We start from the raw sequence: 11,129 nt of genomic DNA, 5'->3' as shown, positions 1-11,129 counted from the left end.
TTCAAGAGGAGGTCATCATGTCCGATAATCTGCAAAAAGCCGGTCAACAGGACCGCAGCCGCATCAACGTGCACGAAGAGTATGAAGTGCGCCACTGGACCGAGGCCCTGGGCGTGACCCGCGAAGAGCTGGAAAAAGCGGTGGCCGAGGTGGGCGTGTCGGCGAATGCCGTGCGCGAGCACCTGAAGGGCAAGAAGTAATCACCATCGTCGTAGCGGACGCCCCGTGCGTCCACCCTGCGCCGCGGCTACAGGGTCGCGGCTACACTGCGGCCAGCCAGCAGTCGGTTTCACTACGCTGAACTGACATCGCATCTCCGCCGGCGACAGCGCCGACGCGGGTTTGTGTGCCACAGCGCGCCCTTGCGCCCCCTATTCCATAAAAAAAGGAGCCCATAGTGGATATCCGCGCCTTCATCGCGTCCCTCGACATCACGCTCCCCAATGCCCTCTTCGCAGTGGCCCTTGCCGTCTGCGCCTTCCTTGCCATCCACGGCGCGCTCGCCCTCGGCCGGCGCCGCCTGAACCAGCTCGGCGACGAGGAGCGCGCGCACCGCCCCGTGGCCGAAGTGCTGCGCAAGACCCTGGCGCGCACCAGCAACCTGGTCGTGTTCGCCACCTCGGTCCTGATCGGCCTGTCGGCCCTCGACCTGCCGGCGCCCTGGAATGAGCGCGTCAGCCACCTGTGGTTCCTGACGCTCGGGCTGCAGCTGGCCATCTACCTGCACAGCGCGATCAAGGTCACCGCGCGCCGCTACTTCCAGACCCACGACCAGGCAGCGGCCGATTCCCAGGTCACGATCGCCCATACCCTCATCATCTGGGTGCTGCAAACCAGTGTCTGGGTGATCTTCGCGCTGGCGCTGCTGGCCAACCTCGGCATCAACATCACGACCTTTGTCGCCAGCCTCGGCATCGGCGGTATCGCCATCGCACTGGCCGTGCAGAACGTGCTGGGCGACCTGTTCGCCTCGCTGTCGATCGCCATCGACAAGCCGTTCGAAGTGGGCGACTTCATCTCGACCTCGAAGACCTCGGGCACGGTCGAGAAAGTCGGCCTGAAGACGACCCGCCTGCGCGCCTCGAGCGGCGAACAGATCATCGTCTCGAACGCCGAACTGCTGAAGGACACGCTGTCCAACTTCAAGCGCATGGTCACGCGCCGCATCGTCTACAACCTGCGCGCCCATCCGGACACCCCGCCCGCGCTGGCGGAGAAGGTGCCGGCCGCGATCGCGGAATTCATCGGCCGCCAGGACAAGGTGCGCTTCGACCGCGCCCACCTGTCCAAGTACACCCAGGATTACATCGAGTGGGAAGTCATCTACACGATCCTCGACGCCGACTACACCCTCTTCATGGATACCCAGCAGGCCGTGATCCTGGCCTCGATGCAGATGTTTGCCGACCTCGGCATCTCGACCGCGCCGCGCGCGCAGCAACTGCTGCTGCAGGATGCAGTCGAACCCGGAGCGCCCGAGGTGCCGCACGACCGCGCGCGGCACCCGGCCACCCTGCGCAGCCTGCCGAAAGGGGCGTAATACCTCTGGGCTGCGCGTCAACCCACCATTGAACGAGGAATTGCGATGAACCAGCCCAAGCAACAACAGCAGCCGCCCGGCCACGAGTCCGCGCTCACGCCGAAAGCCGACCACGGCGAAACCAGCTACCGGGGTTCCGGCAAGCTGGCCGACAAGGCGGCCGTGATCACCGGCGGCGACAGCGGCATCGGCCGCGCCGTGGCGCTCGCCTTTGCGCGCGAAGGCGCGGACGTGCTGATCGCCTACCTGGACGAGCACGATGATGCACAGGAAACGGCGCGCCTGGTCGAGGAAGCGGGCCGCCGCGCCGTGCTGGTGCCGGGCGACCTGGCGGTGCCAAGCCACTGCCGCGCCATCGTCGAGCGCGCCGTGCAGGAATTCGGGCGCATCGACGTATTGGTGAATAACGCCGCCTTCCAGATGACGCGCGACTCGCTCGAAGAGATCCCCGATGAGGAATGGGATTACACCTTCCAGGTGAACATCACGGCAATGTTCCACATCTGCAAAGCCGCGGTAAAACACATGGCGCCCGGTTCGTCGATCATCAACACCAGTTCGATCAACTCCGACAAACCGAAACCGACGCTGCTGGCCTACGCCGCCACCAAGGGCGCGATCGCCAACTTCAGCGCCGGCCTGGCCCAGCTGCTGGCCGACAAGGGCATCCGCGTGAACTCGGTGGCGCCCGGTCCGATCTGGACCCCGTTGATCCCGTCGACCATGCCGCCCGAGGAAGTCGAAAGCTTCGGCCAGCAGGTGCCGATGAAGCGCCCCGGCCAGCCGGCCGAAGTGGCGCCGGTGTACGTGCTGCTGGCGTCGGAGCAGGCGAGCTACATCTCCGGGGCGCGGATCGCGGTCACCGGCGGGACGCCGATTTTGTAAGAATCCGGAACGGTCCCGTCGTGGGGGCCGTTTTTGCAAATATCATACGACCTGCACCAACCCACAACCGTCGCGCATCGTAGGGTGGGCTCCCGAGCCCACGCGTACGTGCGCATGCAAGCCGCAACATCTCCGGCGTCCGCACGCGGTCGGATCACGACGACGTGGTGGGCAATCGATACGGTCGACAAGAACGGTGCGGTCCGCATCGGCACGTACGCGTGGACTCGGGAGTCCACCCTACGTTACCTCGGCGTTCCGGGCTGCCGATCCACGCGGGAGTACCTTGCGCCCCTCGAAGACCTGGAACGGTTGTGAACCGTAGGGTGGGCTCCGCCCACGCGGTCGTACCCATGCATGCCGCAACATGTCCGTATTCGGATGCGATCGCATGCCCGCAACACCATGGGCACATTGTCGCGGTCTCCGGCAATCGTGCGGTCCGCATCGGCACGGACGCGTGGACGAAGTCCACCCTACATCAGAACATCGGCGTCGGCACCGGCTGCGGCGGTGGTGGCGGCACGCCTTCCATCGGCGCGTCGATCACTTCCACGGCCTCGTCCTCGACGGCTCCTTCTTCCTGCGGCGGCGGTGGCTCGGCCGGCATGCCTTCGATCAGATCGCCCGGCTCGATGAATTCTTCTTCCGTCTCTTCCTCGCGCGGACGCGGCGGCGCCGGTGGGCGGCCGCCCGGGAACAGGGCGTCGCGGTCGATCTTGCCGCCGTCCAGCGCAGTCTTGAAGAAGTCGCCCACCAGCAGGATGGCGTTGTGGCCGCCCTGCCCCCAGTAGCTGCTGCGCATCGTCACGCGGTTATCGTTGAAGCCGACCCAGGCGCCGGCCACCAGGTTCGGATGCATCAGGATGAACCAGCCGTCGGCATTGTTTTGCGTGGTGCCGGTCTTGCCGGCGACGTCGCCGTTGATGCCGAAGCGGTAGCGCACGCCGGTGCCGGTGCCGCGGTTGACGACGCCGCGCAGCATGTCGATCAGGGTCACGCTCGATGCCTGCGACATCGCCCGTTCGGGACGAACGTTGGCGAAGTCGGCGATCACGTTGCCGTCGCGGTCCGTGATGCGGCGCACGAACACGGGTTTGCGGTATTCGCCCTGGGCGGCGATGGTGGCGTAGCTGCTGACCATCTCGAGCAGGGTTACCGGGCTGGTGCCCAGCGCCAGCGACGGCACCTGTTGCAGTTTACTCTGGCGCACGCCCAGGTTCTGCGCCAGTTTCACCACCGGCGGCAAGCCGACGTCGCGCATCACCTGCGCCGTGATCGTGTTCTTCGAGAACACCAGGCCGTCGCGCATCGTCATCTGGCGCCCGGTCGTGCCGGACATGTCGGTCGGGCGCCAGACCGTGCCGTCGGCGGCGCGGATGTCCATCACCGCGTCGACGTAGGGCTGCTCGGGCGGGATACCGTTTTCCAGCGCGGCGCCGTAGACGAAGGGCTTGAAGGTGGAACCCGGCTGGCGCGCGGCCTGGGCCACGTGGTCGTACTGGTCGCGTGCGAAGTCGCGGCTGCCGACCCAGGCTTTCACTTCGCCGGTGGCCGGGTCGATGGCGACGAAGCCCGCTTCCAGGCGCGCCTTCGATTCGCGCAGCTTGCGCATGAAGTCGCGGTCGCCCTTGATGCGCTTGAGCGCCGCCGCCGGCGCCTCGCCGTCCGCGACCGCCTTGCGGTAGGCCGCGCTCTCGCGCACGAAGGCGTCGAGCTGGGCGCCGTGGGTGTGCCAGTAATAGTCGAAGGCCTTGACGCTCGAGCGCATCGACGTATAGGTGCCGATCGAGCTCGACCCCGGCAAGCCCGGATTGGCCCACTCGACGTCGGCCACCGCTTGCAGCGCGCCGGCCTGCTTCTCGACCGCGCGCAGGGCCGCCTCCTGCAGGTCGGCGTCGAGCGTGGTCTGCACCACCAGGCCGTCCAGCGCCAGGTCGTAGTCGTTTTCGTCGGCCCATTCGAGCAGCCACTTGCGCACGTGCGCCGTGAAGTGGTTGTCGCGGCCGCTGCGTTCGGCCAGGCGTTCGAAGTCCAGGCGCAGCGGACGCTTCTTCAAGGCGGCAAGGCGGGTTTCGTTGAAGGCGCCATGCTTGGCCATCTGCCCCAGCACCACGTTGCGGCGCGCCAGCGAGCGTTCCGGGTTGGTCACCGGGTTGTAGTAATAGGTCCCCTTCAGCATGCCCACCAACGTGGCCGCTTCCAGCACGTCGAGCTTCAGGGCCGGCTTGCCGAAATAGGTGCGCGCCGCCATCTCGATGCCGCGCGCGTTGTACAGGAAGGGCACCGTGTTCAGGTAGGCTTCCAGGATCTCGGTCTTGCTGTAGGTGTTCTCGATCTTGATCGCGGTGATCAGTTCCTTGAGCTTGCGGTTGATGCTGCGTGCGCGCCCGATCTCGTCCGGAAACATGTTGCGCGCCAGCTGCTGGGTGATGGTCGAGCCGCCCTGGGCATCGCCCTTCAGGCTGGCCAGCAGGGCGCCGGCGATGCGCGTGAAGTCGACCCCGTGGTGCTCGTAGAAGCGGTGGTCCTCGGTCGAGATCAGGGCTTTCACGACGTGCGGCGAGACTTGCGACAGCTTGACGCGCTCCTGCAGGCCCTGCTCGAAGGTGCCGAGCTCCTTGCCGTCGGCGGACAGGATCCGGCTCGGGCGCGCGCTGCTGACCTGTTTCAGGTCGTCGATGCCGGGGGTGAGCGGGATCAGGATGATCAGGTAGACGACCAGGGCCGCGGCCAGCGCCGCCAACGCCAGGGCGCCGACGATCAGCGCCTGCTGGTGGCGCGGACGCCCTTCGATGAAACCGTGCGCCTGGCGCACGCCGGCACGTGCTTTACCGCCCGCGCTGCCGAACAAATCCCTTGCCTGCTGCCGAATGCCACTCTCGGTCTTCTCGTCCTGGTCCACTGGTTTCCTTGCTCAATTAATCCTTTGTTTGCCAAGTATAGCCGACCACGCCGCCGCGTCACGTCCCGCGCCGGACCGTGCGCCCTCGCGGCGCCATGGCCTTTCCGCTATGATGGCGGGATGTCCTTAGCGTCCCCTCCTGCAGAACTGCTTGAACCCGATCCCGCCACGCGCGTCCTGCGCCAGTTCCGGATCGTCTTCAACTCCGTGAAAACCCATTTCCGCCAGGTCGAGCGCGAAGCCGGCCTCGGTGGCGCGCAACTGTGGGCGCTGTCGGTGATCGCGCAAACACCCGGCATCGGCGTCACCGAACTGGCGCGCGCATTGGATATCCACCAGTCCACCGCCAGCAACCTGGTGCGCACCCTCACCCAGCGCGGCCTGATCTCGGCCGCGCGCGAAGGCGTCGACCGCCGCGGCGTGGCGTTGCGCGCCCTGCCCGCTGCGGATGAATTGCTGCGGCGTGCTCCCTTGCCCTTCGCCGGTGTGCTGCCGGATGCCCTGTCGAGCCTCGACGACGCGACTTTGCAGCGGATGGAAGCGGACCTGGCGCGCCTGATCACGCTACTGGCGGCGGACGAAGCCGGCGCACAGGTCCCGTTGGCGCATCTTTGACCAGGACGACGCCACCCTAGTCATTTCCTGTCGGAAAACTTTACAATAGACAATGAGATTTATCAGGATGCCAATCCAAGTACTTGAATAAGTTCATTATTTCCATATTGGCATGAACATTGCTTTATATCAAACATTCTTTTCCAACCTGGAGTTAGTCATGTTTGTCAAAACCTTGTTCGCCGCCGCCGCCCTGTTCGCCACCGTCGGCGCCAGCGCCGGCCCTATCCTGAACGGCAATTTCGAAGCCGGCCTGACCAGCTGGAACAAGAGCGGCAACGTCGATATCGCCCGCATCGGCAACAGCTCGTACTTCGGCGCCGGCAACCCGGCCCAGAACGGCAGCAACGTCGTGGCATTCAATGGCGGCGACAGCACCCCGAACGGCAGCATCTGGCAGAGTTTCGTCACCACCACCCGCGCGCAATACACGGTGAACTTCGACTTCGGCGCAACTTCCTGCACGAGCAGCTGCGGCCAGTCGCTGCTGGCCTCGGTCTTCGGCGCCGACGGCACGACCCTGCTGGCGTCGAAGACCGTCGCCGGCGGCTCGAACGGCGCCCTGGGCAGCTTCAGCTTCAACTTCGGCGCCAACGGCACCGCCACCACGCTGCGTTTTTCCGACCTGGCGACCAACCGCACCGTATCGATCGACGGCGTGCTGGACAACGTCAGCGTGACCGCCGTCCCGGAGCCGGCTTCGCTGGCCCTGCTGAGCCTGGGCCTGGTCGGCCTGGTCGCGCGCCGCCGCCGCGCCTGATCATCTTCGGTACGGACATAAAAAAGCCCGCGACAGCGTAATGCCGTTCAGTTGCGTGGCGTGTTACGCATTTCAGCTAGTGCCACTCTCTGTCGCGAAATGCGAATCGCGCGATACGTAGGGTGGACCGGGCGGCGAACCGCTCCGTCCACGGCCCTTTTCATGCACATCGAAATGCGCCACCTAGTCCTGGAGCTCGTACTTACGGGCTGACGCCAGCGTGTGGGAGTGAAACGAAACGGCCGTGGACTCAAGAGTCCACCCTACGATTAACGAAACTCAGCCAGTGTGGCCCGGTTCACCGCTGACAGTCATTTCGCCCAGGCTTGACTGAACGGTATTACCCGCCGCGGCGGGCTTTTTTTTGCGTCCGCTCTCGGTAATCTTACTCCGTGTCCTCGCGAAAGCGCCGCAGCGCCGCATCGACAATTCCCTCGGTACTGCCCGCCTCCGCATACGCATTGCGCAGCGTCTGCGCGTCGCTGCCGGTATGCGTCTCGCGGTAGAGGTGGTCCAGCGCCGCTTCGCTGCCGAGCGCCTTGGCATGGGGCTCGAGCCGGCGCAGGGTGGTCAGGATGTCTTCGCGCAGCGAGATCGTTTCGTGGCTTTGCGGGTGCACCAGGGTGCCGTCGAGGCCGAAGCGGCAGGCCTGGAAGCGGTTGTAGTTGTAGACCAGGTAGTCGTCTTCGAGCGGCGGCGGCTCGTTCCCTTCGAGCAGATAGCGGCACAGCGCCTGCAGGTAGCAGGCCAGCGCCGCCGCGCGCTCGACCGTCAGCGGGGTGTCGCAGACGCGCAGTTCGATGGTGCCGTACTCGGGTTTCGGGCGCAGGTCCCAGTAAAAGTCCTTCATGCTGCGCACGATGCCGGTGTTTTCCATGCGCCGGAAGTAATCGCGCTCGAAGGCTTCCCAGCTGAGGATAAAGGGCGCCCGCCCGGACAGCGGAAAGGCGAACACGCTGTTCAGGCGCGCCGAGTTGAACTGGGTGTCGCTGCCCTGCAGGAAGGGCGACGAACTCGAGAGCGCGATGAAATGCGGGATGTAGCGGTTCAGCGCATGTAGCAGGTACAGGGCCTGGTCGCCCGAGGCGCAGCCGATGTGCACGTGCTGGCCGAACACCGTGAACTGCTTGGCCAGGTAGCCGTACAGCGCCGAGACTTCGCGAAAGCGCGGCTTGGAAAAGATTTTACGTTGCGACCACTGCTGGAACGGGTGCGTGCCACCGCCGCAGATGCCGACATTCAGGCGGTCTCCTGCCCGCAAGAGCGTGTCGCGGATCTCGCGCAGTTCCTTCAGCAATTCGCCATGGTGCGTATGCACGCTCGAATTAATCTCGAGCATGCTCTCGGTGATCTCGGGCGTGACGTTACCGGGAAACGGCGCACGTTCCAGCAGTTCGAGCATGTCGGGCGAGGCGGCGACGAGGTCGAAGTCGGACAGGCTGACCAGCTGCAGCTCGAGTTCGACGCCCATGGTGAGCGAATGCGATTGTGCGAATGGTGGCAGTGCCATGATTTATGCCTCCTTGGTGTTGCGGGTTTCGTCGGCCCAGACGACGGCGCGCTGGGTCAGGATCGGCCCGAGCACGTCGAGCAGCAGCATCACCGCCGCCAGCGGCGCCAGGCTGTCGAACAGATCGACGCCGATCCAGCGCGTCTGCTCCATCAGCAGGATGGCGAACACCGCCATCGGCGTGAGCGCCAGGCCCGACAGCGCGCCCTTCTTCGCCGAGATGCCGGAGGCGCGCGCAAAGGCGGTGCACACACCGACTTTCACCAGGCCGCGCACGATGACCAGCAGCAGGCCGAGGGCGATGCCGCCGCCCAGGTGCTCGACCTCGACCTTGGTGGCCACAAAAAAGAACATCAGCACGGCCAGCAAGTCGCCCAGCACGCCGAAATTGCGCTGCGCCGGCGACAGCGCGATGCGGCGGTGGCGCGCGACCAGGCCAAACGTCAATGCCGCCAGTACAGGCGAGAACTGCAGCACGGTGGTGACGGCCACCAGCAGCACCACGGCCAAGGCAAAGGCGAGCGTGGCGTCGCGCGCGGTGTCGTGCGCAGTGTGGCGAACTACGGCAATCATGCGCAGCCAGAGCGGCACCAGCGCGCCGAACAGGGCGCCGAGCACGCTCGACGCGCCCAGCACCAGCAGGCTGCTGCCGGCCGCGTGGGCCAGGTCGCCCGAGGTCTGGAACACGCCGATGCCGACCACCACGTTGAAGGTGAACACGGCCATCACGCAATTGAGCGCGGTCAGGTGCATGGCGCGCTCGGTCACCTGCCCGGCCGCGCCCTGCTCGTTGAGCACGCGCAGCAGGCCCGCCGGCGAACTCGACATCGCCAGCGAGGCGGTCAGCGCGGCCGGCAGGCGCTCCATGCCGAACATGCCGGCGACCAGGTAGACGGCGGCGAAGGTCAGCACCGCTTCCAGCACCGAGGTGGCGACGATCCACGGATTGCTGCGCAGCCAGCGCAGGTTGATGCGGTAGCCGAGTTCGAACAGGATCAGGCCGAAGCCCAGGTTCGCCAGCAGCATGAAGTTCTTCGATTCGGACGGCGGCAGGTAACCGGCGGCCAGGTTGCCGAACACGAAGCCGCCGAGGCCGTAGACGGCGATGCGCGGCAGCGCGGTCCAGCGGAAAATCAGTTCGCCGGCCATCCAAGCCAGGGCGATGGCCAGCGGCCAGGCAAGTTGCAGGCCGAGATCGGCGTAGTTGGGCAGAGATTCGGGCATGGGAATCCTCGTCGATGGGCGGGAGAACTGCGTTCGCACCGGGCGGTGCGCTCCCGCTAAAAAACAGCCCCCGGAAGGCCCGGGGGCTCAAAAGAGCCGCGTGAACGTCTCGCTGCTGATCGGGCGCCACCCGGAGGGAGGTGCTCGAAACAAGCCCATATTGCCTGAGATATATTCTATTGGCAACTATATTTGTGCGAACATATCCGCAGTCATCGGACCTGCGCCACCGCGCAGCGCGACTTCTTGCCCTCCACCTTGCAGCTGTTGCGCTCGCGTCCGTCGAGATCCCACACCTTGGCGAGCCAGGCGTCCGGCCCGGTGCGCTCGAGCGTCATGAAGCCGAAACCGTCGATCCACGAACTCATGTGTTCGACGATGGCGCCAGGTGCGGGACCCACACCCGCGGGCGGCGCGGCCGGCAACGGCACGATGTCTTCGGCGGTGCCGGAAAAGCCGGCCACGAACTGGGTCGGATGGGCGCTGGCGAAGCTGGTCTGCTCCCACAGGTGCACGTGGCCCGACAGCAGCATCGAGATCGAGGGCGGCAGGTAGCCGGGGTCGACGTCGCCAAAGGCGTCGAGCAAGCCGCGGTCGCCGCCGAACAGGGTGATCTCGCCGGTCCTGGCGTCGCGGTTGGCGCCGAAGGCGAACAACGGATGGTGGTCGACGCCGATGTTGTAGCGCGCGCGCCCTGCCAGCGCATCGATCTTGCGATAGCTGTCGGCATACGCGGCGCGGCGCGGATCGCTCTTCGGCAAGCCCTTGTAATTGGTGTTGGCGGTGTCGAACACGATCAGTTGCGCGCCGCCGCCGAGCGGCACCGCGTACGGATCGCTGTGTTCGCCGCGTGCATCGTCCGCAGGCCGGTCGCAATCGCGCCCTGCCTCGAACGGGCGCGGGTCGAGCCAGCGCCACCAGCCCTGGCCGGCGCGGCTGCAATTTTCGTGGTTGCCGCGCGCCAGCACCCAGGGCGCGGCGGCGAACAGCTTGCGCGCCGGGGTGAAGAAATCGGCCGCCCAGGCGTCGTAGCCGTAGCCGTAGGGACTGCCGGCGCAGCCGGCCTGGCCGGCCGGGCACGGGTCTTCGCGGTAATGGTAATCGCCGACGTGAATCACCAGGTCGGGCTTGAACTCGGCGGCACGGGCGGCGACCTGCGCGAACGGAAAGCGCGCCGGGTCGTTGCAGTCCTGCGCCGCGCTGCCCTTCAGGCGGCAGCCGGTGTCGCCGATGACGACGATGCGGCGCGGCGCGGCCTGCGGCACCGGCAAGGCAATGCCGGCCACGCTGGCGATGACGCTACCCGCCGCGATCGGCGCCTCGCACGTCAGCATGGCGCTGGATGGCGGCGTGTGCGGCTGGCCAGGGCGCGCCGGGATGCTCGACCTGGGCACGCGCACCCGCATCGGCATGGCGCGGTTGTCGACGACCAGCGGCGGACACGTCGGCGCCGTCGTGATCAGGCGCGCCGTCGCCGCCCCATCCTCGCCGAGCACGACAAAGGCGACGTCGTCCGGACCGGGATCGGCCACCATGCCGGCGCAGCCAGCCAAAAGCAGTGAGGACAGCAACGCCGCCATCCGAACGGTAAGAGACCGGGTCATGCGCTTCTCCGTGCAAAAGTTGCGAATGTATCACAGCGGTATGACAAGACGAAGTCGAGGCGAACGCGGCCGTTTCCCACTTGCGC

General features: G+C 66.2%; 9 protein-coding genes. 5 read left to right on the top strand and 4 right to left on the bottom strand.

The genetic code is table 11. The features are described from left to right. Positions 1–17 precede the first annotated feature (17 nt). The 3 genes from IFT60_RS00530 to IFT60_RS00520 all read left to right on the top strand — a co-directional run bounded on the left by IFT60_RS00530 (position 18) and on the right by IFT60_RS00520 (position 2,425). On the top strand, positions 18–200 hold the full coding sequence (locus IFT60_RS00530) for a DUF3606 domain-containing protein (RefSeq protein WP_192048347.1): 183 nt from the start codon (positions 18–20) through the stop codon (positions 198–200). Positions 201–397: 197 nt separating this feature from the next. Then, complete coding sequence (locus IFT60_RS26390; protein WP_192048345.1) at positions 398–1,540, top strand: mechanosensitive ion channel family protein; 1,143 nt, start codon at positions 398–400, stop codon at positions 1,538–1,540. 45 nt (positions 1,541–1,585) lie between these two features. Then, on the top strand, positions 1,586–2,425 hold the full coding sequence (locus tag IFT60_RS00520; RefSeq protein WP_192048343.1) for a glucose 1-dehydrogenase: 840 nt from the start codon (positions 1,586–1,588) through the stop codon (positions 2,423–2,425). Between the two features lie 481 nt (positions 2,426–2,906). Here IFT60_RS00520 and IFT60_RS00515 read toward each other — a convergent pair whose 3' ends face one another. Further along, positions 2,907–5,330 (bottom strand): penicillin-binding protein 1A, encoded by a 2,424-nt coding sequence (locus tag IFT60_RS00515; protein WP_192048340.1) that lies wholly within the window; start codon positions 5,328–5,330, stop codon positions 2,907–2,909. A gap of 120 nt (positions 5,331–5,450) precedes the next feature. Between IFT60_RS00515 and IFT60_RS00510 the strand changes: the two genes are divergently transcribed. Both IFT60_RS00510 and IFT60_RS00505 read left to right on the top strand, forming a co-directional pair. Further along, positions 5,451–5,945, top strand: coding sequence for a MarR family winged helix-turn-helix transcriptional regulator (locus IFT60_RS00510; RefSeq protein WP_192048338.1), 495 nt, complete (start codon positions 5,451–5,453; stop codon positions 5,943–5,945). Positions 5,946–6,105: 160 nt separating this feature from the next. After that, positions 6,106–6,705: a PEP-CTERM sorting domain-containing protein gene (locus tag IFT60_RS00505; RefSeq protein ID WP_192048336.1), complete on the top strand. Its 600-nt coding sequence runs from the start codon at positions 6,106–6,108 to the stop codon at positions 6,703–6,705. 385 nt (positions 6,706–7,090) lie between these two features. Here IFT60_RS00505 and IFT60_RS00500 read toward each other — a convergent pair whose 3' ends face one another. The 3 genes from IFT60_RS00500 to IFT60_RS00490 form a co-directional block, all read right to left on the bottom strand. Continuing rightward, a complete protein-coding gene (locus IFT60_RS00500) occupies positions 7,091–8,215 on the bottom strand; it encodes a YbdK family carboxylate-amine ligase (protein WP_192048334.1) in 1,125 nt (374 codons plus the stop codon). A gap of 3 nt (positions 8,216–8,218) precedes the next feature. Next, the gene (locus tag IFT60_RS00495; RefSeq protein ID WP_192048331.1) at positions 8,219–9,439 is read right to left on the bottom strand and encodes a cation:proton antiporter; all 1,221 of its coding nucleotides are present in this window, start codon (positions 9,437–9,439) and stop codon (positions 8,219–8,221) included. Between the two features lie 212 nt (positions 9,440–9,651). Beyond that, positions 9,652–11,043: a metallophosphoesterase family protein gene (locus IFT60_RS00490; protein ID WP_192048329.1), complete on the bottom strand. Its 1,392-nt coding sequence runs from the start codon at positions 11,041–11,043 to the stop codon at positions 9,652–9,654. Positions 11,044–11,129: the final 86 nt, after the last annotated feature.

Source organism: Massilia sp. CFBP 13721, from assembly GCF_014842025.1.
Taxonomy (GTDB): domain Bacteria; phylum Pseudomonadota; class Gammaproteobacteria; order Burkholderiales; family Burkholderiaceae_D; genus Telluria.
The sequence above is the reverse complement of the archived record's forward strand: the minus strand, read 5'-3'. Positions and strand labels throughout refer to the sequence as shown.

Coding starts and splice junctions, on each gene's coding strand:
- IFT60_RS00530 (WP_192048347.1), top strand. CDS start 18: ATGTCCGATAATCTGCAAAAAGCCGGTCAACAGGACCGCAGCCGCATC.
- IFT60_RS00520 (WP_192048343.1), top strand. CDS start 1,586: ATGAACCAGCCCAAGCAACAACAGCAGCCGCCCGGCCACGAGTCCGCG.
- IFT60_RS00510 (WP_192048338.1), top strand. CDS start 5,451: ATGTCCTTAGCGTCCCCTCCTGCAGAACTGCTTGAACCCGATCCCGCC.
- IFT60_RS00505 (WP_192048336.1), top strand. CDS start 6,106: ATGTTTGTCAAAACCTTGTTCGCCGCCGCCGCCCTGTTCGCCACCGTC.
- IFT60_RS00500 (WP_192048334.1), bottom strand. CDS start 8,215: ATGGCACTGCCACCATTCGCACAATCGCATTCGCTCACCATGGGCGTC.
- IFT60_RS00495 (WP_192048331.1), bottom strand. CDS start 9,439: ATGCCCGAATCTCTGCCCAACTACGCCGATCTCGGCCTGCAACTTGCC.
- IFT60_RS00490 (WP_192048329.1), bottom strand. CDS start 11,043: ATGACCCGGTCTCTTACCGTTCGGATGGCGGCGTTGCTGTCCTCACTG.